Raw genomic sequence first — 24219 nt, forward strand, 5'->3', positions numbered from 1 at the left:
AATTGCACATCCTTTCCACTACTCATAGTATCATGCTGCGGGAGGTCAAGCACATGAAATTTGCATTAAGCTTTTTTTCTATTTTAGCACTAATCATTACAGGAACGGTATTTTTTCAATACCATGCTTATTCATCTGATTTAGAAACAGGCATAGGGGATTTTCATTATTCTCAGGAAATAGAAATTGTCTATCGCGAAAATAGCTTAGATATTCGACAACATTTTAAAAACCTACCAAATCAAAAGGTGAAAATTAAATGGCCTGAAAAAGCAACAAACGCGAGTTGCTTTATTGAAAATGAAAAAAGCTGTGATCGTTTATCAGATGAAGTTTCTTACTTTGCAAAAGGGGAGACAAAATCACAATCTGTATCATACATAATTCCAATTGAGGGTGGCTTAAAAAATAAGATGCTCCTTCAAAATGTTTTTGCTACACTAATAAATGGTGAAGCATCGTATTCAATTGTTTCAATTTCTACAGACAGTAAGGTGAAAGGACAATGGGTTACAGGTTTGCCCCTAGTAGGTCAACAACAACTTGTACTTGTCAATTACACAATGTTTAGAGGAAACGGTACTATTCAAGATTTATATTGGCAAGCCGGGGAGCTTAAAGCGCAAGAACAGACACCTGTGTTATCAATTTATGCCCAGCAAAAAGTCCCTCATGATTTTCTAAAGTCATTAGAAAATTTACAGCTTCTAAGTGATGAGCATATTGCAATTATTCAAGAAAAAAGTCCAGTAGCAGTTCATGACGAAAGATTGTTATTTTTACCAACACTTACTGAACAAGCTGTAGAGCAAGAAGTGATTTTATCACAAATTAAATCACAATATAATTTTGTAGATTCCCCAGAATGGTTGTCTGAGGTTGTGGCATCCTATTTAATAAGCGATCCCATTGGTGGAGAAAAAACAAAGAAAATCATCAAGACATTAAATAATTACATGACGGATACTCAACAACAAGCTTGGCAGGAAACATTAAAAAAGCTTGGAGATGAAACGATTTCACCTGATACAATGGACAAGTACTTATCACAGGTATTAGATGCCAAGACATCTTATTTTGCATTAAATGCAGCTCAGCAAAATGGAACCTATCCACTTTTATTTGAGGATGCACGTGATGTCTATGTGGATGATACATTGAAGGAAGATGTTCATGTAATTCTCTATGAGGGACAGGTGTTGTATACGGCAGATACATTATTGCCTTACCTTGGCTACTCAGCTGAGGAAGGAAAGAATGGCTATTATGTAAATAGCGAGCATCGTACATTCCGCTTCCCTAAAGAGCCTGGATTTTATGTATTCAACCAGCGTAGGTATTCATCAATCTCTGAACCAATCATAAAGATAGCTGATCATTATTATGTAGAAGAAGCTTGGTTACAGCGATTATTCCTAGTGGAACTACAAAAAAAGGAAGAACGCATTCAAATATTAAAACAAGAGCAACAATAACTTTTGCAGCGGAGGGCCAACCTTTCGCTGCAAAATACTTTATATAGACGAAAGTACGGTGAGATGCTGATATGAGAGTTGTAGCAGGAGAGCGCAAAGGAATGCCGCTAAAAGCAATAGCAGGAAATACGACAAGGCCTACAACTGACAAAGTAAAGGAATCCATTTTTAATATAATTGGGCCATTTTTTGATGGAGGTTTGGCGCTAGATCTGTTTGCTGGAAGCGGCGGCTTGGGGATTGAATCATTAAGTAGAGGAGCAGAACGTGCTATTTTTATTGAGAAAGATCCAAAAGCATTCCAGGTGCTACAAGAAAATATAAAAAAATGCCGTTATGAAGAATATACAGAGCTTTTTCGTATAGATGCAAAGCGCGCTGTGAAAGCGCTATTAAAGCGTGATATTACATTTAAACTCGTTTTTTTAGATCCACCTTACCATCAGCAGGAGTATTATGACCTCGTACAGATTTTGGTCGATAACCGTAAAATACAACAAGATGGTATTATTTTATGTGAACATGCAAAAGAGATAGGATTACCTCAAAATTTTGGGGAGTTTGTTTTAACAAGACAAGAAACCTATGGCGGAACAATTATTTCTGTTTATCGCTGTACAGAGGAAGAGGGAGAATAAGTTGTCTGAAAAAATTGCTGTAGTTCCTGGAAGTTTTGACCCTGTAACATTCGGCCATTTAGATATAATTAAACGTGCGGCTGATGTGTTTGATATCGTATATGTAGCAGTATTAAACAATTCAGCAAAGAATCCTTTGTTTTCTGTAGAAGAACGTATGGCTTTGATGGCTGAAGTGACAAAAACCTTACCTAATGTTCGTATAGAGAGTTCTTCAGGCTTATTGATTGATTATGCTAAGGAAAAAAAGGCGAGGGCGATTGTTCGTGGTTTACGAGCAGTTTCGGATTTTGAATATGAGATGCAAATTACATCCATGAACCGTTTCCTAGATGAAACAATCGAAACATTTTTCATCATGACGAAAAATCAATATTCGTTCCTAAGTTCTAGTATAGTAAAAGAGGTTGCGAAATATGGTAGTGATGTTAACGAGCTAGTCCCTACATGTGTCGTAAAGGCTTTAAAAGAAAAATATGGTTTTACACATTAAGGATGCAGAGGATGTCAAAAGATCGATGACATCCTCTTTTTGATATTTAGAGCGATTGTTATTTTAGAAAAAACAGAGCATAAATAGTGGGTACAATGATTATGCTAAGGAGGCGGAATTTAATATAAGGTCGTACAGAAAGTTTTGCAGATTTGGCGATAACAAAAATTTGTAAGTGAATACTTATACTTTGCATCGTTAACAAAATCACAACAAGTAAATGGATATACGGAAGATCTGGAAATGCTGTAACTGTCATTTTAAGACCGTTCGTTACCTCCAGAACAGCTGCTATGGAAAGCTCAATCGTATAGGGAAGCTTTGGTATAAGCTGATCTAAGCCTTGTTGTACAATGGTTTGAATCGTTGTGAAAAAGATGATGGTTGTACCAACTAGCAGAATGGTTGGGGCAGTTTCTTTAATACTTTCCGAAAATGGAGCACTATAGAGTGGTGTGTTGTGTACGGAGATATTAGGTGAATCAGTTTTGCGAAAGAAAAAGTAGCCAGTTACTAGGCAACAAATATTAAACGTATGTAGTAAACATAAAAACAACCATCCAAACGTATTACTGTGTAATAAATCAAGGCTTACAAAACCTAATACAAAAAGTGGACTGGGTGCATGACAAACAGCTAGCAAGAAATTTGCCTCTTTAGGGTGTAATTGACCACTATTTTTCAAATAAACAATAGTAGTTGCGCCAGTTGGATAGCCTCCAAGGGCACTAATAATGTAGGCTTGTACGTATAAAGAAGCCCTTTTTGTTTTGGTACGCATAGGGGCTGTTAAACGCAGAAGCCATTGTGTTAACACAAGATACGGCAATAAGTACGGAAAAAGTGCTTCCATGAAAAGATTTACGCCTAAATCAGTACCACTGTGAGCAGTTTGTGGGAATAACAAGAGTAAGAGAATTAGAATTACGCAGAGCACTATTTGAATTGTAGCAAACATGTTATCATCTCGTTTCAACTTTTTGTCATTCACATAGGCAAATGCTAAAATCAATATATGTGAGAAAGGCAAAAACATGAACGTATGGTTTTGCAAGCGTCCTAGGAGGTGTTTTCAAGTGAAGAAAAAAATTGGTATTTATGCAGTGTTAATAGTCGTGATTTGTTGTATGATGTTATACCGACTAGACGCGTATATTATGAAACCTGGAAGTGCCTACGATGTCAGTAAATTTGTTACTGTGGATAGTAAAGAGGCAGATAGTAAGGGGTCTTTAAGTTTAATGACAGTTGCTATGCAGCAAGCCACACCATTTTCGTATTTGTGGGCAAAAGTTCAAAAATATCAAAAGCTAATGGATATTGAACAAGTACGAAATCCTTTAGAGGATGATGAGGAATATAATATTCGACAGTTAAAGTTAATGTCCGATTCACAATTTAATGCCAAATATGTAGCCTTTCAAAGAGCAGGGCTAGAGACAAAGGTTCTTTTTAATGGTGTATTTATATTAAACGTTTTAGACGGAGGAGCTTCGGACGGTATTTTAAAAGCTGGAGATGAAATTGTTGAGGTTGATGGTCAAAAAATAACTAGCCAGCAAATGCTTGTGGATCTATTAAAACCTAAGCAGCTTGGCGATAAGGTAACCATTCAATTTATACGTAATGAAGAACAACATCAGGAGACTATTACACTACAGGAAATTCCTAACGCCCAAGAACATAGAGCGGGTTTAGGTATTTCCTATACTGAAAGCAAATCGATTGAAACTAATCCGAAGGTAACGATGAAAACAGAGGATATCGGTGGACCTTCTGCTGGACTGATGTTTACACTTGAAATATTAGACCAATTGCTTGATGAAGATTTAACAAAAGGCTATGCAATTGCTGGTACAGGTGAAATGCTAATAGATGGATCCGTTGGCAGGATTGGTGGAATAGACTATAAGGTTATTGCCGCTGATCGTGACGGCATGGAAATCTTCTTTGCACCAGATGATGAAATCTCTCGAGAAATGAAGGCGAAGTATCCAGAGCTAGAATCGAATTATGCAACGGCTGTCAAAACGGCAAAAGAGATTAAAACAAAAATGAAAATCGTTCCAGTGAAGAGCGTTGACGATGCTATCAATTATTTAAAGCAACTTCAACCAAAATAATATAAAGGGATGCTAAGAGGACCTTAGCATCCCTTTTGATGCCTTTAGCAACGAATAGGTGGTGTTTGATAATCCTTCGGCAGCGTAAGATTCTTTGTTCCTTGCTCGATACTTAAATTATAAAGCTCTGCTGCATGTATATCGATAGCTAACATCGCATCATTGGTAGCTGCAACTCGACTGATTAAGGGTAATTCTATATTCTTTTTTTGCTGTCCTAAATAAGCTTGTCCCATCGAACTCATACCCAATAGCCGAATAAAGGATGGCGCGTTAAAACTTTGAAGCTGCTGTTTGGTAAACCCTGTATAAATATGTGTTATCATCCGTTGAAGGCGGGTCCAGGTATAACGCTTAGATTTTATTTTTTCCATAAAGCTATAAAATGTAGAACTGGTTTTGGCAGCTTTGACAATTGCGTTTTCTATGCCCTCAGTTACTTCTGCATAACGAGTAAGCTCTGAAGGAGTATGTCTTACAATGGTGAACTGTAATAACGGCCAAAATGTTTCCCAGCTTGCAAATTGGTTATACTTTGTATGCCAGTCAGTTAAATATTCAAAAGTAGCAGTAGGAACAACATTTTGTACACTTTGTAAAGAATTTGTAGAGGCAAGGGCTTTACGTATGCCAGTGGCACTGGCGATTGATGCATCTTCCTTTAAAGCATCATGATATCCTGCTGCAACGCGAGGAATTGTTAGTGGTTTAATGTTGCTGTTAAGTGTCCTCGCTGCTTCAAGATAATGAAAGCCCAATATATTATTTGGTTGTGCAAGATCGATGTATGGAGCAGGGTACATCTGAGAAAGCTGTTCATAGGCGTAATGTAGGCTTTTTGGGTAGCTGGCACCTGTTTTAAGGCTGTCTTTAATGAACTGGTCATATTCTGTACGGTGGCTGTCAATCAGCTCAAAAGTGTTTAGAAAGGGCTGAATAGAGCCGTCTTCACTTCCAAAGGCAAAAGAGTTGCAACCAACAGCACTTAATAAGGAAATGGCTCCTTTTGCGAAATCTGTGGCAGGTGCTGTACTATAGACATAAGGCAGTTCAATAACAATATCTACACCGCCAGAAAGCGCCATTTTAGTACGTGTCCATTTATCTACCATGGCAGGTTCTCCACGTTGTAAAAATGTGCCGCTCATAACAGCGATTACGAGATCTGCCTGTGCTGCTTTTTTAGCCTGTTCTAAATGATAAGCATGTCCGTTGTGAAAAGGATTATATTCTACAACAATTCCAACTGCTTGCATGCTTCTCCCCCTTATAATTTGTGTCTTTATTTTAAACTGTTAGGAGTAAATACACTTCTCATAGTATATAATTATAGGTGGGTTTTAAAGTGGTGACAAGAAATTATCTTGACATCTATTTTTACACATTATATAATCAACAGTGTTGTCTCGAGGTGATTAAACGAATGAAATGGTCAATTCATCAATTATCTAAATACCGCCAAAACGGGATGCCAATCGATGCCTTTGTCCAGCTGGACGAAGTGATGGAGCGAAACCAGGATATTCGAGCAATTTCGCCCGTTCATGTAAAAGGGCTATGTACTTTTGGTGCATCGCAAATGACATGTCAGTTAACTGTGACAGCAACGTTAACACTACCATGTGCTCGCACATGGGAGGATGTTGAGTTTCCAATTGAAGTTGAGACAGTTGAAATTTTTAGCTGGATTGACGAAGATAAACGAGGAGACGATGACGGAGACATTCACTATATTGACGGTGAAGTCATCGACATGAAACCGGTTCTTGAGGAATTAGTTTTGCTTGAGGTACCAATGCAAGTGTTCAAGGAAGATTCTGAAGGACAAGTGCATGGTGGTAAAAATTGGTCTTATGCAACAGATGAAGACGTAGAGCTACACAAAAAAGCTGACGAACAAAAAGTGGATCCAAGACTAGCTGCTCTAGCTAAGTATTTTGATCAAACAGACGAATAGACGATCTGTAAGGAGGTGCCATCAATGGCTGTACCATTTAGAAGAACTTCTAAAACTGCAAAAAGAAAGCGTCGTACGCATTTCAAATTATCTGTACCTGGTATGGTAACTTGCCCTAACTGTGGTGAGGCTAAATTATCACACCGTGTTTGCAAAGCTTGCGGACAATACAAAGGTAAAGAAGTAGTAAGCAAATAATACAGTGTTTGCTCACTTAAAAGGCTAGTAGAGAGACCATGGCTCTTTACTAGCCTTTTTGTTTGCTTAAAAAGACGGAATATTTCGTTGATTATGAAGTTCTTTACAATAGTGAAATAATTGTGTGATACAATTTATTCATTGCGACAAAGGGGGTAGTGATATGTCTTATACGATTGACAATCATGATGGCATTATGACGTTTACCATTAACCGTGAAGAGAAACGGAATGCTGTCAATGATGAAGTGATGAACGGTCTTCAAGAAGTCATTACATATATTCGTGGGCATGAAGATGTGCGTTTCTTAGTAGTGACTGGTGCTGGCGATAAATCGTTTTGCTCAGGAGGGGATTTATCTGAGTTTCATTCATTGGAAACAGAGGATGAGGCATTTGGTATGTTAAGTAAAATGGGGAAAATATTATACGACCTTGCTACGCTTCCTGTACCAACTATAGCACTTATAAATGGTACTGCTGTTGGAGGGGGCTGTGAGATTGCAACAGCTTGTGATTTTCGTTTAGTAGCTAGCCATGCGAAATGCGGATTTATTCAAGGGACACTAGCCATTACAAGTGGCTGGGGTGGTGGTACATATTTATTTGAACGAGGTTTGCGTCATGATCGTGCAATGAAGATGCTAGTGGATGCGAAGCCTTACCCTGCGCAATTATTATATGAGATAGGGTGGGCTATGCGTGTTTTTGAAGGCTCAAAAGAAGATGCCTTGAACGATTTTATTGAACATATGCGAAAGATTCATCCTTCTGTTCATAAAGCTTATAAGGAGATTGAGCTTCGAAAGTGGCGTGAACGAAATATGTATGAGCGTGTGATGGAAGAAGTTCGTACCTGTGCAAAGTTGTGGGAAAGCGAAGCGCACCATCAAGCGGTTAATAATTTCTTGACAAAGAAGAATAATAAGTAATGTATAAAGACAGTGATGTGAGTAAAACATCATCACTGTCTTTTTTCATGCAATGATTCTATTTTGCTTGCTTTTGCATATAGTAGTAAAAAATGCGAGGGTGATAGATTATGGAATTGAAAAAAAGAAAAGATCAATGGACAAAGGAAGATGATGAAAGACTAGCAGAAATCGTATTGCATAATGTGCAAAATGGCAAAACACAGCTAGAGGCCTTTGAAATGGCGGCCATAGAACTAGGTCGTACAAAACAAGCGTGTGGTTTCCGTTGGAATAAAACATTGCGTGGTCAATATAGTCAGTCACTATTAGCTGTGCGAAATCAGCCCCAACAATCTATGCGAAGTCATTTGAAATTAGCGTTGACAAGTTTTGACGAATTAACGGAGGCTTATCAAACGCTTGAAATGAAGCATCGTGAATTGCAAAATGAGCATGAGAAGCTAGTGAAATGGCTTCAGCAAGGTTATTCATTAATGAAAGATTAAAATTATGATTACGTGGCTGTAGAACATGAATTACATTGCTTTTCTTTTATGGACATAAAACCCTTTCTGTATATCGTCAATAATCAGTCTATCCTGTATAATAAAAGAACCTGCGTAGAAGGTGCCTTAGATGTATTCTAAGGCACCTTATTCTTATAGTTTTATGAATGTATGCTATTCGGAGGTGAAGCATTATATGGTTGTTTTAAAGTCTGCTGATATAGGAGGCACGCCAAAAAGTGCGTCAACCTCTTTAATGGTGTGAATAATATCGTGTTGCTCTAAAGTATCACAGAGTGTTTCGAGTTTTTTGGACAATCTGGATGTAATGACGCCGAGGTAACAATGATCAGTAAAGATGGAAAGGGTGTAGACAATGAAAGTAGCGATAATTGGGGCAGGGGCAGTTGGTCAATTAACAGCAAGTTTTTTAGCGGAGTCTGGTGTACCAGTAACGTTGGTTGCCAGAAGGCAGGAACAAGTAAATGAACTAAATGCCAAGAAGTTAACACGTATCAACGTTGATGGGACTAAAACTGTGCAAAGGATTGTTGCTACTACAGATTTGGCTAATCTACCAAAGCAAGATTTACTAGTAATTGCTGTTAAATACGGACATTTGCAAAAGCTCTACAATCAATTAGCCTTATTTCCAAGTGATATGCCGTTGCTTTTTATGCAAAACGGCTTAGCGCATTTGGAGGAGGCGCTACTCTTGCCACAAAAAAATATCGCCTTTGGTTCAGTGACCTTTGGAGCTCAATTGATGAACCAATCGACGGTTCAGCATAGAGGAGTAGGACTATGTAAAATAGCGATAGAACGAGGAGAACACCAGGCTTTTCAACAGCTACTACAATTACAACATTCCTTATTTCCTATTGAATTGGCTAGTAATGCAGAGCAAATGCTTTTTGCAAAAGCGGTGCTTAATAGCTTAATTAATCCATTGACAGCTGTATTGCAAGTAAAGAACGGAGAGTTAGTGACTAATCAACAAGCATTTTTACTGCTAGAACATATTTATCGAGAGCTTACAGAAGCTTTTGAAGAAATTGAACACACCATATCTTTTAGTGATGTGATAGACTTATGTAGGAAAACAGCCAACAATACTTCATCTATGCTAGCGGATCGTCTGCAGGGTAGAAAAAGTGAAATCGAAACAATTGTTGGTGTCATACTAAATAAAGCTTTAGCAAACGGTCATAATTTACCTACTTTGCGTACTTTATATCATCAAGTGCTTGCAATAGAGGAGAGCGGTGAAAGAAGTTGAAAGACCTTTTACATATAGTTATTAGTATCCTTATTTTTTGTCCAATTGTTCTTTTCGTAATTGTTTATCTGGTTGGCAGGAAAGTTAAAATTCGTGGCACACATGCTTTTGGAGCAGCCTCTGATGTTACGACATTGTGCTTGTTTTTTTCTGTTCCGTTAGCCATCGGCGTACTTTGGCGTGTGAATGTTGGGGCTCTTTTGGTAATACTCGCGATAATGATGGCTATGATTTTTACATATATTGATTGGCGAACTAAAAAGGAAATAGAAGTAAAGCCGTTATTAAAGAAAATTTGGCGTTTTTTATTCTTAATACTTAGTACAGCTTATCTAGTGATATGTATCGTGGGTGTTATTCAATCCATTATGGAATATTTACAGGTTGTCTAAGCATTTTCTTTTCATGTTGAAGCTTTAAGCGTTAAAATAATAGCATTAAAATAGTTATAAAAATCATTCTATGGGGATGAGAATATTGATTGCATTCATAAACCTTCGTAACTAGAAGCGTAGTTCAGTGACATGAGGATGTGAACCAGCACATGTTTTTTGTACCGAAAGCGAAGTTAGGTATAGAAAATCCTTCTCGAGGGAGAGCAATGGCTTTTAAATCGAAATGTCTGCTGCAACATTGTTGCCTAAAAGCCGCTAATAGATGCCGCGGATTTTTTGAGCAATTTGAATGTCAAGGCGACATTGAAAGCCTTATGTGCATAGTATGAATGAAATTCAATTTCTTGTTATGAGTAAGGAAATGATTTAGTGAGTAGAGGAGTTTATGTTAAATGAAACTGGAGTCAATCCAAGTACCTATAAAAAATCATGTACTAGCAGATTACTGGTCGCCAAATACTGCCATTCATCAATTTTTTGAGTATGAATACAATGATCAAGCTTTTGAGAAAAGAGCGGAGCATTTAGCGCGAAATTCCCGTGATCAAAAAGAATTAACTACAATCATCCGTCAATTTATGGAGCCGCTGGGGTTATCAAAAAAAGCGAATGAACATTTAGAACAACTAGAGCAAGGAGCTATGGTAATAGTTGGTGGACAACAGGCAGGTATCTTAACAGGCCCTCTTTACTCCGTTCATAAAGCTATTTCAGTTATTGCATTAGCGAAAGAGCAAAGTACGAAGCTTCAACAGCCTGTTATTCCTGTTTTCTGGATAGCTGGAGAAGATCATGACTTAGAAGAAATCAATCACACCTATACGGTCCATGGGGAATTGCTGAAAAAAAGAGCTTATGGAGAGCGCTCTAGACGTAAAACGATGGCTTCTGCAACAACCCTAAACAAAGAGTCGATGACGCAATTAATTAATACAATTATTCGTGATATTGGAGAAACAGAGTATACAGAAACGTTGATTAAGCAATTAGTTGACGCATTGAACAATAGTGAAACATTTACAGATTTCTTTGCCTGTCTAATGAATCAGTTATTCAAAGAAGAAGGCTTATTATTAATCGATGCCGCCAACTTTCAATTCCGTCAATTTGAACATAAATATTTTGCTCAAATCATTCAATCCAATGAAGAAATTGCTAGAGTAGTAACGGAAAAGGAGCAAGAGCTTGAATGTGCTGGCTATGGTAAGCCTATTTTAGCAACATATGAAGCCGCTAATTTATTTTACGTAGAAGATGGGGAGCGACATCTTTTAGAAAGAAAAAATGATCTGTTTGTTAATTTAGCGGCAAACCTTAAATTTACACAAGAAGAGCTATTAGAAGTGGCGCATAATCATCCTGAACGTTTAAGTAATAATGTAGTAACTCGCCCGTTGATGCAGGAGATGACATTGCCAGTATTGGCGTTTGTTGGTGGCCCGGGAGAGCTAGCTTATTGGGCGACACTGAAAAATGCATTTTCAGTGTTAGATTTACAAATGCCGATTTTTGCTCCGCGCCTACATATAACTATTGTCACTCGTCATGTAGAGCAATTATTACGCGAGCATCAACTAACTGTTACTGACGTATGGGAAGGGAAAGCATTACACCTGAAAGAACGTTTTATTGCAGATGTACAGGACAGTGAAGCCAAACGCCAAATTCAAGCTATGCAGCAGTTGTTAGTAGAAAAATATGAAGAGCTAGCCTCCTATTTAGAGAAACAGCATCTGCAATTAGATAAGATTCTTGAAAAAAATCAAGAAAATCATGCGAAGCAATTTGACTATCTACAGCAAAAAATTGAACAAACTGTATTGGGTAAGCATGAAACGACGATTCGTAAATTTATGACACTGCAAAATGAATTATATCCTAATGATGGTTTCCAAGAGAGATCCTTTAATCCGTATCAATATTTCAATGAGTTTGGACCTATGTTAATTACTGAAATGCTGAAGCAAAATTATAGTATCGGTAAACACCACTATTTACTTTATTTATAAAAATAAAAATAGATACTTTTTACCTAATTAGTAATTTGATATCCTGTGAATTTGATGAATAATGTCGAGATAAATAGTATTTAAAGAGCTATCCTACCAGGGGTGGCTCTTTTTTTGTATCATTTAGCACATGTCAAAAAAATTCCTAAAGGTCTAATTGCATATTAAGTGATAAAATGTCAAGTTTTTTTTAAAAAAAGTGGAGGAAAGTGGGGGGATGTGGTACATTATTTAATAAAGTGGGGTGAGTAGTATGTTCATGGGAGAATATCAACACTCCGTTGATGCGAAAGGGCGATTAATCGTACCGGCAAAATTTCGTGAAGCTTTAGGCGAAACGTTTGTTGTCACAAGAGGTCTCGATAACTGTCTATTTGGCTATCCTATGAATGAATGGCGAAAACTCGAAGAGAAATTAAAAGGTTTACCAATGACCAAAAAGGATACACGAGCATTTGCGAGGTTTTTCTTTTCTGGAGCAACAGAGGTAGAGATAGACAAGCAGGGGCGTATCAATATCCCAACTACCCTTATGCAACATGCGCATTTAGTAAAAGAATGTGTGGTGTTGGGTGTTTCAAATCGAATCGAGATTTGGGCTAAGGATGCTTGGGAAGCTTACTTTAGTGAGTCTGAACAATCTTTTAATGAAATTGCAGAAAATATGATTGGCTTTGATTTTTAACTTGTAATAGGCATTACAACGTGATAGTTGAATGAGGTTAAGGCCTGAGAGGAGCGAGTGGTATGTTCGATCATACAACCGTGTTATTAAAAGAAACTGTTGATGGGTTGAACATAGATCCTGATGGTGTATATGTGGACTGTACACTAGGTGGTGCGGGACACAGTGAATATCTAGTACAACAATTATCAGATAAAGGCCGCTTAATTTGTTTTGATCAAGATATGACGGCTATTGAAAATGCGAAAATTCGATTAGCACCTTATATAGAGCGTGTTACATTTATCCATTCGAATTTCCGTTACTTAAAAGAAGAACTATTAGCTCATGGCATTAAGCAGGTTGATGGTATTTTATATGACTTAGGCGTATCTTCTCCACAATTAGATACACCTGAGAGAGGCTTTAGTTATCACCACGATGCACCACTTGATATGCGTATGGACCAAACTGCAACACTGACAGCATCAGATGTTGTTAATCAATGGGCATACGAAGATCTTGTTCGTATATTTTTCCGTTATGGAGAAGAAAAATTTTCTAAACAAGTTGCTCGTAAAATTGAAGAGGCACGAAAAACAGCGCCGATTGAAACAACTGGTCAACTTGTAGAATTAATTAAAGAGGGTATTCCAGCAGCGGCACGCCGAAAAGGTGGACATCCGGCAAAGCGCATTTTCCAAGCAATAAGAATTGCTGTTAATGATGAGCTAGGCGCAGCAGAGGATTCATTAGTCGATGCGATTGATATGATTAACGTAGGGGGGCGCATTAGTGTCATTACGTTCCATTCATTGGAGGACCGCCTATGCAAGACAATCTTTAAGGAAGCGTCATCATTACCGGAATTACCGCCAAATTTACCTGTAATTCCTGATGACATGAAGCCAACTTTAAAGCTTATTACACGAAAGCCTATTATTCCTTCTGATGAAGAATTGGCAGTTAATAATCGTGCGCGTTCAGCGAAGCTTAGAGTGGTGGAGAAAATTAACGACAAAGGGCGTGAGTAAATGGCAGCAGTTCGTGTAAGGCAACAGCACCAACATCAACAAGTGCAACAACCGATAACACCACCTAGTCCACAACCCACTATCATACGTCGTAAAAAAACGAACCAGAAGTTTGAAAAGACAATGCTAATTGTTTTAATTGGCATTATTGCTGTACTAGGAATTCTTGTATTAAATAAACAAGCAGCGATTCAAACAACAAGTATAGACATTCAAAAAATCGAATCAGAAGCAGAAGAGATTGCGAAACAGAATGTTGACTTAACGGTTCGTGTAAGTGAACTTTCTACATACGAAAACATATGGAAAAAAGCCAAAGAACTCGGTTTAACTCAAAATGAGAAAAATGTAAAGGTAGTGCCGGGAGAATGAAAAAAAAGAGATTTCGATTCCAATGGGGAGCCTTTCTATTATTAATTTTTTATGGAGGGCTCTTTTTTCTATTATTCACAAGAATGGTGACATTACAGGCTACAGGTGAAGTGGAAGGACAAGAGCTTGCAGCGAGAGCAGCAGCTAAGTATGGTAAGGAAAGTGTAATTACAGCTAATCGTGGGAAGATTTATGATCAAAATGGACAAGTAATTGCAGAGGATACATTGAGTTATCGCATGATTGCCATTGTAAGCGAAAAGGCTACAACAGATCCAAAGAATCCTCGACATGTAGTAGATTCGGAGAAAACGGCAAAAGTACTAGCGAAATATATTCCAGCGATGAAGGAAAAGGAAGACGAGATTGTTAAAAAATTGAACAATCGATATAGAAGTGATGGTGAACCTTTATATCAAGTTGAGTTTGGTAGCGCAGGCCGTGGCATTAGTCACGAGGTCATGAGTAAAATAAAGGAAGAAAAATTACCAGGAATTCTCTTTGTGAGTGACTTAAAACGGTATTATCCAAATGGTGTATTTGCCTCTCATTTAATTGGCTATGCTCTCAAAAAAGATAATGAAGATGGCACGGTTACAACCAAGGGAGAAATGGGTCTAGAATATACGTATGATAAAGAATTAACAGGCGTTAATGGCAAGGTGGAATATGAGACAGATGCTTTCCGCTATTTGCTTCCAAACAGTGAGAAAATGATTACACCTGCAAAAAATGGGGACGACATTTATTTAACACTTGATAAAACAATCCAAAGCTTCTTAGAGGAAGCAATGACAAAGGTTGAACAGGAATATAATCCTGAGTCCATGACCGCGGTAGTAGCAGATCCGAAGACTGGGAAGATTTTAGCAATGTCACAGCGTCCTACATTTAACCCAGAAACACGTGAAAGTCAAAATATGAAGTGGCTGAATGAGGTGATTGAGGAGACAATTGAGCCTGGCTCAACGATGAAAACTTTCACGCTTGCTTCAGCTATCGATACTGGAAAATGGACACCGAATGATAGGTTTATGTCAGGTTCATATACAGTATTTGACCGTACGATTCGAGATCACAATAGATATGGTTGGGGTCCAATTACTTATTTAGAAGGTTTTCAACGCTCTGCCAATACTGGTATGGCCCATTTATTAACTAAGATTGGCGATGACGTATTTATTGATTATCTGGATCGCTTTGGTTTTGGGCACAAAACGGGAATTGATTTACCGAATGAAGCAGCGGGTACTATTTTATCGAAGTACCCTATTCAACGAGTAACAACAACTTACGGCCAAGGTTCAACAGTAACACCTATTCAGTTAATCCAAGCGATGACTGCTATTGCGAATGATGGCAAGATGATGCAACCGTATGTTATCGACCGTATTGTTGATTCTTCTACAGGGAAAATTATTCAAAATCATGAACCAGTTGAAAAAGGACAGCCGATTAAAGCTGATACAGCGAAACAAGTACGAGAAATCCTAGCTTCAACATTAACATCAAAACATGGGACAGCAAAGGATTTTATATTGGAGGATTATGAGGTTGCAGGGAAAACGGGGACTGCCCAAATTCCGAAAGCTAGTGGTGGATATCTTTCAAACCAATACCTTTATTCATTTTTAGGCTTAGCTCCTGTAGATGATCCACAGCTAATTGTATATGTCTCAGTGAAAAAACCTAAGCTGAACAATGAGCTTGGATCTGTACCAGTATCAAAAGTCTTTAATCCAGTTATGTTAAATAGCTTAAAGCACCTTAATATCAACCCAGACGATGTTCAACATGTCAATAAAGTCAGCATTCAGGACTTTACAGGTCAAAGTGCTGAAGCGGTTGAAGTAGAATTAGCCAATGATGGTTTACAACCAATTGTTGTTGGTAGTGGTGGTAAAATTATTGAACAATATCCATCGAACACTCAAAAACTGGTAAAAGGTAGTTTTGTATTTTTAAAGACAGATGGCGAGGTAACATTGCCAGACTTTACGAATTGGTCATTACGTAATTTACTAGTCTTCAAATCTATGACTGGACTCGAGATGGAAATATTCGGCGAAGGTTTTGTAGCAAGTCAAAGCGTTTCAGCTGGAACCGTCATCACTGATAGTTCCCCGATTGTTGTTAAGCTTAAAACACCTGCCGAAAGCTTTGTACAAGACGTTGAAGCTGCCTCTGAGGGCGAAGTTGAAGAAGTAGAGGATGAATAATACTGAATAGAAGTCCACTTTATTTCATACGTTGTAAAAAACAAGGTGTGATGTCGAATGAAGTGGATTTCTATCCATTCTAAAAAGCGTTTACGTATTTTATATGTGTTGTTTATGTGTGTAGCAGTGGCAATTGTTGTTAGGTTGTTCTTTTTGCAAGTGTTAGATCAAAAAGAATTGACTACCAAGGCAGAGGAGAACTGGGACAGGGAAATTCCATTTGCGAATGAACGAGGGCATATAACAGATCGAGATGGAGAGAGTATTGTAACTAATAAGCTAGCGCCTACTTTATATTTCATGCCTTCACAAAGCAATGATATTGAAGGAGCTGCTGAAAAAATTGCCCAGGTTCTCGAAGTGGATAAGGCGAATCTATTAGAGAAAATGCAAAAAAAAGCGTACTTAGTGAAACTAGCACCTGAAGGCAAAAATATACCTTATGAAAAAGCAGTAGAATTACAAGGCATGCAAATTGAAGGGTTATATAGTGGTGTTGATTATTCTAGGGATTATCCTTACGGCACGCTATTATCTCGATTTTTAGGTTTTACAGGGTATGATGCCCAAGGATTAGCTGGAATAGAATATGAATATGATAAATTTCTGCAGGCTAATTCTTCTGCGATCCGTCTCTTTACAGATGCAAAAGGTAATAATTTGCCTAATGTTTCAAGTGCTTGGAAAGCAGGAGAGGATGGTGCTACGATCGAGCTAACAATTGACGTTGATGTACAGCAAGTCGTAGAGCGTGAGATGTCGCAAGCAATGAAGCGCTATGAAGCTGACCAAGCACTAGCGATTGCGATGAATCCAAACACTGGCGAAATTTTGGCATTAGCCTCTTATCCTACTTTCCATCCAGCTGAATATCAATTAGTAGAGCCAGCCATCTACAATCGAAATTTACCTGTATGGATGACGTATGAGCCAGGTTCTACTTTTAAAATTATTACCCTTAGTGCTGCGTTGGAAGAAAACCTAGTGGATTTGGAGCATGAAACCTTTTATGATCCAGGTTATACGATGGTGGCGGGTGCAAAGCTTCGCTGTTGGAAACGTGAAGGACATGGGCATGAAACCTTTTTAGAGGTGGTTGAGAACTCCTGTAACCCAGGCTTTATAGAATTAGGTCAGCGCCTAGGCAATGAACGACTACTACAATATATTAAAGACTTTGGTTTTGGAAAAAAGACAGGGTCTAATATAGCTGGTGAAGCATCGGGTATTTTATTTTCTAAGGATGCCTTTGGTCCTGTTGAGCAGGCCACCACTTCATTCGGGCAAGGGGTAGCCGTGACACCTATTCAACAAGTTCAAGCAGTAGCTGCTGCCATAAATGGAGGCAAGCTTTATACGCCATATGTTGTGAAAAAGGTATTTAATCCAAATACAGGAGAAGTCATACAAGAAACACAACCAGTTGTTAAAAATCAGGTAATTCGTGAAGAAACCTCTGCTAAGGTTCGAGGTGCTTTGGAATCAGTAGTAGCGAATGGTTCAGGTCGACAAGCCTTTCGAGATGGACTGCGCATTGGTGGTAAAACTGGGACAGCACAAAAAGTTGAAAATGGCCGTTATAAAAGTGGAGAATACATCGTATCCTTTATTGGCTTTGCACCAGCAGACAATCCGCAAATTGTTGTCTATGTAGCTGTTGACAATCCGAAAAAGACAACCCAGTTTGGTGGTGTTGTAGCAGCACCTATAGTGGGGCAAATTATTGAGGATGTTGCGCCTTTTGTAGGTATTGAAAAATCGAAGGAACAACTGGAAAAGGATTATCGTTATGGTGACCCAATTACTGTGAAGGTACCGAATTTTATTGGTCAAACAAAGGATGATATTGCCAAGCAATTTTATCCATTCCGTATTGAATGGCATGGAGAAGGGACTAAAATTGGTAATCAATTACCTGAAGTGGATAGTGTTATCAAACAAGATGGTACCATTCATTTATATTTGGAGAACTAAAATAACTTTACCTTTAAAAATTGGGAAAGAACCACTATTATTATGAAGGGTAGTAATAATAAAATGAAAGTTAATGCTTTTTTCTTAAAGAAGAAAGTGAAACAAGATTTAAAGGAGATTTTTCAATGAAACTCGCAACAACACTTACCATTTTAGCTCTTGCTTTTATAGTAACAGTTATCCTGGCACCAATTAGTATTCCACTTCTTCGTCGTCTCAAGTTTGGGCAAAGTATTCGAGAAGAGGGACCAAAATCACATATGAAAAAAGCTGGTACACCAACAATGGGGGGAATCATTTTCTTAATATCCATCCTCCTAACAACTGTTGGTGTAGGTAGCTTTTTAGATTTATTAACGACACAGACCGTAGTACTTTTATTAGTATTAGCAGGATTCGGCTTAATAGGTTTATTAGATGATGGTTTAAAGGTTGTATTTAAAAGAAATTTAGGTTTAACCTCTCTTCAAAAATTGATTGGTCAAATTGTTATTGCTATTCTTGCGTATTTCCTTCTACATGTAGGATCGTTTGATACAACGTTAGCTATTCCTTTTACGGAGTGGACAATTGATCTTGACGTATTCTATGTAGCCTTTTTAATTTTCTGGTTAGTAGGCTTCTCCAATGCAGTGAATTTGACAGATGGACTAGACGGGCTAGTGGCGGGTACTGCCTCCATTGCCTTTGCAGCATTCGGTGTTATTGCACTATTCCAAAGTCAGGCAGATATTGCACTATTTTCGTTTGCTGTAACAGGTGCTTTATTAGGCTTTTTATTATTTAATGCAAATCCTGCAAAGGTATTTATGGGGGATACGGGGTCATTAGCATTAGGTGGAGCATTGGCTATGGTATCTGTCTTAGTAAAAGAAGAATTCTTGCTTTTACTAGTTGGTTTAGTGTTTGTGATCGAAACACTTTCCGTTATTTTGCAGGTAGGTAGCTTTAAGCTTCGAAAAAAGCGTATTTTTAAAATGAGCCCTATTCATCATCATTTTGAATTATCGGGTTGGTCAGAATGGAAAGTAGTGCTTGTCTTCTGGTCAACTGCCTTAGCAGTAGCATTAATTGCAGTCTTATCGGAGGCGTTCTAATGAAAAACTATACAGATTTACAACATAAAAAAGTACTTGTGTTAGGTCTAGCAAAAAGTGGTGTGGCCGCTGCGGAAATTTTACATGAGCTTGGTGCATTTGTAACAGTAAATGATTCAAAACCATTTGATGAAAGTCCAGATGCACAAGGGCTATTACAGAAGGGGATTACTGTAATCTGTGGTCGCCATCCTGAAGATTTACTTGATGAAGGCTTTGAGTTAGTGGTAAAAAATCCAGGTATACCTTATAGCAATCGAATTGTGGCTGATGCCCTTAGTCGAGAGATTCCAGTCTGGACAGAGATTGAGCTAGCTTTTTTAATTAGTGATGCACCATTTATTGGTATAACAGGCTCAAATGGCAAAACAACGACGACAACTTTAATATTCGACATGTTAAGTAACGGAAGTAAAAATCCGTTAATTGCTGGAAATATTGGGACAGTTGCTTGTGGCGTTGCAAAAGAAGCTAATCAAGATGACATCATTGTAACAGAATTGTCTTCTTTCCAATTGATGGGGATCAAAACATTTAAGCCTAAAATTGCTATTTTGACAAATCTTTATGATGCGCATCTAGATTATCATGGAACATTTAATAACTATGCTGAAGCGAAGTTTGGCGTAACTCGTAATCAAGATGACAGTGATTATTTTATTTATAATGCCGACCAACCGATAGTGGTTGGATATGCAGCACAATCTCATGCACAGAAGATTCCATTCAGTTCGAAGGGGCGTACTGCAAATGGGATTAGTGCAGATGATACAACAATTTATTGGCAAGGTGAACCATACATGGATCGCGCGAGTATTGCCTTGCCTGGTAAGCATAATTTAGAAAACATCCTAGCAGCTGTGGCAGCCTGTATTTTAGTTGGCTGTGACAAAGAGAAGATGGAAGAGGTTTTAGCGACATTTGGTGGAGTTAGACACCGTACACAATTCGTACGTGAATGGAACGGTCGTAAGATTTACAACGACTCTAAGGCAACGAACTGTTTAGCGACAAAGAGTGCTTTAGATGCTTTCCAAGCTCCTGTCATTTTACTCGCAGGTGGCTTAGATCGTGGACATTCTTTCGAAGAACTTCGCCCTTGTATGAGTCATGTAAAGGGTGTTGTTGCGTTTGGAGAAACTGGCTTACGATTTGTAGAATTTGCAAAATCGTGTGGTGTCGAACATACCGTCATTGCTCAAAATGTAGAAGATGCTGTTCAATATGCAGCACCGATGTCTTCAGAAGGAGATGTTATTTTACTATCTCCAGCATGTGCAAGTTGGGATCAATATGACAGCTTTGAAATACGTGGAGATGTTTTTATTGATGCTGTAATGAAGCTGTAATGAGCCTGTAACTATTTTAGAATATACTTGACTTGGAAGGATGGCATTACTGAGAGGTAAAGAAAGCTACTTATTGCTCGTCACAACTTTGATGCTATCAATAATCGGCATTATTTTCGTCTATTCTGCAGGTACCTATTGGAGTGCCGTTCATTATAGTGGAAAAATGCCGTTTTATGTGAAGCAAAGCGTATACTTTGTGGTAGCCATTATCGTATTTTTAATCACGATTCGATTAAATATTTTGAGAGAGCAGTCCTTTTGGAAAATGGCCTATATATTTTCGTTAATTTTACTCGTTCTCGTACTGATTCCTGGTATAGGATTGGTGCGAAATGGTTCGCAAAGCTGGATTGGTGTAGGTCCATTAACAATACAGCCAGCAGAGCTAACGAAAATTACCGTCATTGTGTACTTGAGCCATATATTAGCCCAACATAAAACGGGCACTCCTGTTGTTAACTGGCGACATGGTTTCATCCTGTTACTTCCTGTTGTTCTTATCATGTTGCAGCCGGATTTTGGCTCAGTATTTATTCTCGTTGTATCTGTGTTTTTATTGTTTTTTGTCGCTGGCTATCCGCTCAAACTATACGCTATGATTATGCTTGCTGGCGTCGCTGGATTAGTAGGTCTCATAGCGACAGCGCCTTATCGTCTAAAGCGTATAGAAGCATTTCTTGATCCATGGGCTGATCCCTTGGTTAGTGGGTTCCAAGCGGTGCAATCTTTAATGGCTATCGGTCCAGCAGGAATTTTTGGGCATGGCTTTGGACAAAGCCGACAAAAGTTTCTGTATTTACCAGAGCCTCAAAATGATTTTATTTACGCCATTATTTTAGAAGAAGTCGGATTGATTGGTGGCCTCGTTATTTTAGCGCTTTTTGTACTAACGATTTATGCAGGCTATAGATTTGCTGTACAGGCTAAAAACCGAACGTCCTATTATGCGATAATCGGGCTAGTCACAATGCTTATGGTGCAGGCTTTTCTAAATATAGCCGTAGTAATAGGTTTAGTGCCAGTAACGGGTGTTACATTACCTTTTATTAGCTATGGTGGAACATCTTTAGTAACAATGTGGTTAATAATAGGTATTATTTATCAATTAGCGAAATAAATATAAAGGAGGAGTACTTTTGTGGAGAAAGTAATTGATATAGAAGAACGCATACCTACGCTAAAAAAGCGACGAAAAAAGCGTACAAACCGGAAATTTATAGTGCTAATATTACTTTTCTTTATTGTGTTAGCAGTACTCCTTTATTTTCAGTCTCCATACAGTAACATCAATAAAATTACAGTCAATGGTGCTAAGCTAGCGAATGACCAATATTATTTGGAGGCAAGTACTCTTGCACCAGGAAAATCAATGTGGAGTTTCAAAGTGGAAGATATTGAGCAGATTTTATTAAAGGATAAATGGGTAAAAGAAGTACAGGTTAACCGTAACTGGCTACAAGGCGTAACAATTGATATTAAAGAATGGAAAAAAGTTGCGTACTTAGCTGGAGATGGGACTTATTATCCTTTGCTAGAAAACGGCAAGCGCTTTGAACAAACGGGAAATGATACACCCATTGATGCACCTGTTTTTATCGGGATAACTGGTGAAAAGACAATTAATAAGCTTGTTGAACAGCTAGCACAATTAAAGCCAGAAGTATTAGCTTTAATTTCTCAGGTTAACACGAATAGTAATGAAGCAAATCCAAATGCAGTCAAGCTTTATATGAATGATGGCTACGAAGTACGTGCTGTTATTCAGACACTAGCGGAAAAGTTAAATTACTACCCCTCTATTGTCGCACAAATTGCTAACTTAGAAAAAGGTGTGATTGATTTAGAGGTCGGTTCATACTATCGTCCCTTTAACGAGGAATACAACAAGATTAGTATTGACATGGAAGTAAATGCAGATGGTGAAATGGTTAACCAGGAAGTGACAGAAGATGAACAACAAGAAGACGAATAGCAAAGGTAGTTTTTTTACTAGAAAACAATTCGAATTACTAATTGTTTGTGTAACAACAGGATTTATCATCGGCTATTCATACAACCAGGCGAAAGATAATCGAGAAGCAGGCACTCTTAATTCTGAGCTTTTTGAGCAAGAAGATTCTTATCGTGAGGAGCTAATCACTCAACAAGAGCGCAATAAAGAACTCACGGAAGAACTAAATAATTTACAAGAACAAATTCGAAAGTATGAAAAATCCTTTGCTTCAAACGAAAAGGACTATAAGAAGCTTGTTGAGCAAGCAGAAGATTTACGGCTTTTACTCGGTGAACTAAAGAGTGAGGGGAAGGGCATACGTATAACCCTTCAAGATGGAGACTATGATCCAAAATCCTTAAATCCAAATGACTATATTGTCCATGAAAGTCATGTATTTAAATTGTTAAATGAACTAAAAATTTCAGGCGCACAAGCTATTGCTATTAATGGACAACGTGTATTAGCGAGTTCTTATATTCGCTGTAATGGCCCAGTAATAACAATTGATGGTACACAACATCCAGCTCCGTTTGTGATCGAAGCGGTTGGTGATTCAGATACATTAATAGCTTCTTTAAACTTAAACGGGGGCGTGGTGGATCAATTATTAAATGACAATATTGTGGTGTCACTTGAAGAAAATCAGAAGCTTACCATGCCAAAAGTAAAAATAGAAAGTTAGGACAAGTTCTATACTTTAAATTTCATGTTTAATTTAGCCTCCAGTTATATAGTCGATTGTAGAAAATTATACAATGCAAAGTCGTATTCTGAGGGGCATACGATACGTCTAGGAGGGGCTATTTTGAAAAGAAATATGTACACCCGAATAACGATCGTGCTATTTATTATCGGTTTGATGATAGCGGTACAATACAATACCATACAAAAACCAGCTGAGCGAGATACACGAGATATTTGGGCAATAAGAGAGGAATTAGCACAAGAAAAACAAAGACATTCCGCACTACTGGCAGAAATTCGCTCACTTCATGAAGTAGTGGATCGCTATGAGCAATCTGAAAAAGTAAATCAGCAAGCAGCCTTAAATGAAACATTAAATCGTTTAAAGCTGCAAGCAGGATTAACAGAAGTTATAGGGCCAGGTGTTGTACTTCGAGTTGAACCTGCACCTGAACTGATAGAAATGGGCTATGAAATTCAAGAGATTTCACCTGATTTGTTAACTCAATTATTGAATACCCTTTTTAAGAACAATGCTACTAATGTCTCAATTGATGGTAATCGTGTAGTACAAACAACAGCCATACGTGATATCAATGGTAAGACAACGGTAAACAGTATACCACTGTCTTCGCCTTCATTTGAGATATTTGTTGGGACAAGCGATTATAAAGCAGCGCAAAAAATGTATAATTCCTTGCTGGCCTCAACATTTATAGACTCATTTTATTTAGACAATTTTAATTTAGTAATTGAAGAACCAATTGAACAGTTACAACTTCCAGCATTTGATCAGCCGTTGACAAATGATTATTTAGCAGAGGTAAAAAAAGGAGATTAA

24 protein-coding genes are annotated in these 24219 nt (G+C 38.0%); 22 read left to right on the plus strand and 2 right to left on the minus strand.

What is annotated here, in order from left to right:
• Window positions 1-53 precede the first annotated feature (53 nt).
• The 3 genes from QH639_RS08530 (at window position 54) to coaD (ending at window position 2606) form a co-directional block, all read left to right on the plus strand.
• Entirely contained in the window at window positions 54-1475 is a 1422-nt protein-coding gene (locus QH639_RS08530; protein ID WP_131521637.1) for an RNA polymerase II, read from the plus strand.
• 71 nt (window positions 1476-1546) lie between these two features.
• Entirely contained in the window at window positions 1547-2113 is a 567-nt protein-coding gene (rsmD, locus tag QH639_RS08535) for a 16S rRNA (guanine(966)-N(2))-methyltransferase RsmD (RefSeq protein WP_048394681.1), read from the plus strand.
• Between the two features lies 1 nt (window position 2114).
• Window positions 2115-2606 (plus strand): pantetheine-phosphate adenylyltransferase, encoded by a 492-nt coding sequence (gene coaD, locus QH639_RS08540; protein WP_237899535.1) that lies wholly within the window; start codon window positions 2115-2117, stop codon window positions 2604-2606.
• Window positions 2607-2664: 58 nt separating this feature from the next.
• Here coaD and QH639_RS08545 read toward each other — a convergent pair whose 3' ends face one another.
• On the minus strand, window positions 2665-3564 hold the full coding sequence (locus tag QH639_RS08545) for a hypothetical protein (RefSeq protein ID WP_227744967.1): 900 nt from the start codon (window positions 3562-3564) through the stop codon (window positions 2665-2667).
• Window positions 3565-3682: 118 nt separating this feature from the next.
• Between QH639_RS08545 and QH639_RS08550 the strand changes: the two genes are divergently transcribed.
• Window positions 3683-4729, plus strand: a complete 1047-nt coding sequence (locus QH639_RS08550; protein ID WP_131521635.1) for a SepM family pheromone-processing serine protease — start codon at window positions 3683-3685, stop codon at window positions 4727-4729.
• Between the two features lie 44 nt (window positions 4730-4773).
• Here the strand turns inward: QH639_RS08550 and QH639_RS08555 are convergent, their stop codons facing one another.
• Window positions 4774-5985, minus strand: a complete 1212-nt coding sequence (locus QH639_RS08555; RefSeq protein ID WP_131521634.1) for a nucleotidyltransferase — start codon at window positions 5983-5985, stop codon at window positions 4774-4776.
• A 167-nt stretch (window positions 5986-6152) separates the two neighbouring features.
• Here QH639_RS08555 and QH639_RS08560 point away from each other — a divergent pair, with 167 nt between their 5' ends.
• The 18 genes from QH639_RS08560 to QH639_RS08645 all read left to right on the plus strand — a co-directional run bounded on the left by QH639_RS08560 (window position 6153) and on the right by QH639_RS08645 (window position 24219).
• A complete protein-coding gene (locus tag QH639_RS08560) occupies window positions 6153-6686 on the plus strand; it encodes a YceD family protein (RefSeq protein WP_004224818.1) in 534 nt (177 codons plus the stop codon).
• Between the two features lie 24 nt (window positions 6687-6710).
• A complete protein-coding gene (rpmF, locus tag QH639_RS08565; protein WP_004224819.1) occupies window positions 6711-6884 on the plus strand; it encodes a 50S ribosomal protein L32 in 174 nt (57 codons plus the stop codon).
• A 163-nt stretch (window positions 6885-7047) separates the two neighbouring features.
• Window positions 7048-7815, plus strand: a complete 768-nt coding sequence (locus QH639_RS08570) for an enoyl-CoA hydratase/isomerase family protein (RefSeq protein WP_016992547.1) — start codon at window positions 7048-7050, stop codon at window positions 7813-7815.
• Between the two features lie 110 nt (window positions 7816-7925).
• On the plus strand, window positions 7926-8303 hold the full coding sequence (locus QH639_RS08575; protein ID WP_004224822.1) for a transcriptional regulator: 378 nt from the start codon (window positions 7926-7928) through the stop codon (window positions 8301-8303).
• Window positions 8304-8679: 376 nt separating this feature from the next.
• Window positions 8680-9582, plus strand: coding sequence for a ketopantoate reductase family protein (locus QH639_RS08580; protein ID WP_131521633.1), 903 nt, complete (start codon window positions 8680-8682; stop codon window positions 9580-9582).
• Window positions 9579-9974, plus strand: coding sequence for a DUF3397 domain-containing protein (locus QH639_RS08585; protein WP_131521632.1), 396 nt, complete (start codon window positions 9579-9581; stop codon window positions 9972-9974). Before QH639_RS08580 ends, QH639_RS08585 begins: the two co-directional genes overlap by 4 nt.
• A gap of 395 nt (window positions 9975-10369) precedes the next feature.
• Window positions 10370-11986 (plus strand): bacillithiol biosynthesis cysteine-adding enzyme BshC, encoded by a 1617-nt coding sequence (gene bshC, locus QH639_RS08590; RefSeq protein ID WP_131521631.1) that lies wholly within the window; start codon window positions 10370-10372, stop codon window positions 11984-11986.
• Window positions 11987-12239: 253 nt separating this feature from the next.
• Window positions 12240-12671: a division/cell wall cluster transcriptional repressor MraZ gene (mraZ, locus tag QH639_RS08595; RefSeq protein WP_048394670.1), complete on the plus strand. Its 432-nt coding sequence runs from the start codon at window positions 12240-12242 to the stop codon at window positions 12669-12671.
• Window positions 12672-12733: 62 nt separating this feature from the next.
• Window positions 12734-13684, plus strand: a complete 951-nt coding sequence (gene rsmH / locus QH639_RS08600; RefSeq protein ID WP_048394669.1) for a 16S rRNA (cytosine(1402)-N(4))-methyltransferase RsmH — start codon at window positions 12734-12736, stop codon at window positions 13682-13684.
• Window positions 13685-14056, plus strand: a complete 372-nt coding sequence (gene ftsL, locus QH639_RS08605) for a cell division protein FtsL (protein ID WP_004224836.1) — start codon at window positions 13685-13687, stop codon at window positions 14054-14056.
• Window positions 14053-16275, plus strand: a complete 2223-nt coding sequence (locus QH639_RS08610; protein WP_131521630.1) for a penicillin-binding protein — start codon at window positions 14053-14055, stop codon at window positions 16273-16275. The genes ftsL and QH639_RS08610 overlap by 4 nt, the downstream gene beginning before the upstream one ends.
• Before the next feature lie 57 nt (window positions 16276-16332).
• A complete protein-coding gene (locus tag QH639_RS08615; protein ID WP_281115955.1) occupies window positions 16333-18249 on the plus strand; it encodes a stage V sporulation protein D in 1917 nt (638 codons plus the stop codon).
• 125 nt (window positions 18250-18374) lie between these two features.
• Window positions 18375-19346 (plus strand): phospho-N-acetylmuramoyl-pentapeptide-transferase, encoded by a 972-nt coding sequence (gene mraY / locus QH639_RS08620; protein ID WP_131521629.1) that lies wholly within the window; start codon window positions 18375-18377, stop codon window positions 19344-19346.
• Entirely contained in the window at window positions 19346-20695 is a 1350-nt protein-coding gene (murD, locus tag QH639_RS08625; RefSeq protein WP_131521628.1) for a UDP-N-acetylmuramoyl-L-alanine--D-glutamate ligase, read from the plus strand. The genes mraY and murD overlap by 1 nt, the downstream gene beginning before the upstream one ends.
• A 40-nt stretch (window positions 20696-20735) precedes the next feature.
• Window positions 20736-21815, plus strand: coding sequence for a putative lipid II flippase FtsW (gene ftsW, locus QH639_RS08630; protein WP_131521627.1), 1080 nt, complete (start codon window positions 20736-20738; stop codon window positions 21813-21815).
• 21 nt (window positions 21816-21836) lie between these two features.
• Window positions 21837-22670: a cell division protein FtsQ/DivIB gene (locus QH639_RS08635; RefSeq protein WP_048394656.1), complete on the plus strand. Its 834-nt coding sequence runs from the start codon at window positions 21837-21839 to the stop codon at window positions 22668-22670.
• Window positions 22648-23376, plus strand: a complete 729-nt coding sequence (locus QH639_RS08640) for a DUF881 domain-containing protein (RefSeq protein WP_131521626.1) — start codon at window positions 22648-22650, stop codon at window positions 23374-23376. The genes QH639_RS08635 and QH639_RS08640 overlap by 23 nt, the downstream gene beginning before the upstream one ends.
• A gap of 123 nt (window positions 23377-23499) precedes the next feature.
• Window positions 23500-24219 (plus strand): DUF881 domain-containing protein, encoded by a 720-nt coding sequence (locus QH639_RS08645; RefSeq protein ID WP_237899549.1) that lies wholly within the window; start codon window positions 23500-23502, stop codon window positions 24217-24219.

Origin of the sequence: Lysinibacillus sp. 1 U-2021 (genome assembly GCF_029916965.1) — a bacterium.
Lineage (GTDB): Bacteria > Bacillota > Bacilli > Bacillales_A > Planococcaceae > Lysinibacillus > Lysinibacillus capsici.